Genomic DNA, 1,255 nt, shown 5'->3' with positions numbered 1-1,255 from the left:
GACAACATCGCCGACGCCAACGATCACTACCGGTCACAGCCCCACCACGCGACCCAACTGCTCGATCTCACCCGGTGAGAACACATCACCCCTGGAGTGACGATGGCCTTCCTCCGGATGCACGGTCCGGACTGGTAGCGCAATATGACACATGAATCAGGAAACACGTTCCATGGGTTTCTTCAGTCGCCACCCTCGCGGCTAATGCCGTGATCGCGGAGGCCAAGCCAGTAGAACCGGCGGACTGCCAACCCCACCATCCTGGGCACCCGTCGCCCGATCAGTGGCCGAATCGAAGAAGCTCCATGATCTGCCTATCCGAAAGGAAAGTGGGATGACTGACCCGATCACACTCAAGCTCGACAGACTCTTCGACGCCGTCGACGCCAACCATGACGGCAGCATCGATTGGGCGGACTACCAGCGTCTTCTCGACCGCATCGCCACCGGCTACAAGCCCGACAAGCACGACCGCCGGTTCCAGGCGCTCCGTGCCGCCTACCAGATGTACTGGTGCGAGTTGCTCCGCCACACCGGCAACGCCTCTTCGCTCCTCCTGAAAGACGAGTTCGTGATCGCCAACCGTTTGGCCAGCGTGGACACCAGCAGGTTCAACCTGGTCGAGGGAATCCCACAGGCGGTGTTCGACGTCGTGGCCACCAAGGAAAGCCACATCCTCGGCGAGGAGGAACTTGTACGCCTCCTGAAGTTCCTGGAAGTCACCTCACCTGAAATCATTGAGCAGTTCATGCTGCTCGACACTGACGGTGACGGCTACATCACCCGCCAAGACTGCCTCCGCTCAGCCCGTGAGTTCTTCCACACCCCCGACATCCTCACTCCGGGAGGGATCTTCTTCGGAATCGGGTAGCGCAACCGGCCCCCCAGGGCGTGAGCGTTCTCGACTGGCGAGACGTCACTTTTGTGGAGGATCAGTCGAGTTGGGTGCCTTGTGTACCTGGCGGGACGAGGAGCGGCCTCGGGTGATCAAGGTTCTCACGCCGTTGATCACAACCGAGGCCGCGCCGTATGCCATCTTCCCTGATGTCTGCCCTTGCCGACCACCGCGATCACGTCCCAGCCGATGTGGCTGAGGACCCGGAGCGGTTGCTTGCGCTCGCCGAGGTGTTGGACCGCCTGCCTCTGCTGGTGCTGTGCGCCCAGGGGTGATGTGTTCTCACCGGGTGAGATCGAGCAGTTGGGTCGCGTGGTGGGGCTGTGACCGGTAGTGATCGTTGGCGTCGGCGATGTTGTC

2 protein-coding genes are annotated in these 1,255 nt (G+C 61.6%); both read left to right on the top strand.

What is annotated here, in order from left to right; genetic code table 11:
* Positions 1–334: 334 nt before the first annotated feature.
* Positions 335–871 (top strand): EF-hand domain-containing protein, encoded by a 537-nt coding sequence (locus ACIQU6_RS44995; RefSeq protein WP_403488566.1) that lies wholly within the window; start codon positions 335–337, stop codon positions 869–871.
* A 173-nt stretch (positions 872–1,044) separates the two neighbouring features.
* On the top strand, positions 1,045–1,170 hold the full coding sequence (locus ACIQU6_RS44990) for a hypothetical protein (RefSeq protein ID WP_403488564.1): 126 nt from the start codon (positions 1,045–1,047) through the stop codon (positions 1,168–1,170).
* Positions 1,171–1,255: the final 85 nt, after the last annotated feature.

It is taken from the genome of Streptomyces sp. NPDC090442, from assembly GCF_044769405.1.
GTDB lineage: Bacteria > Actinomycetota > Actinomycetes > Streptomycetales > Streptomycetaceae > Streptomyces.
This window is presented reverse-complemented; position numbering and strand designations above follow the sequence as displayed.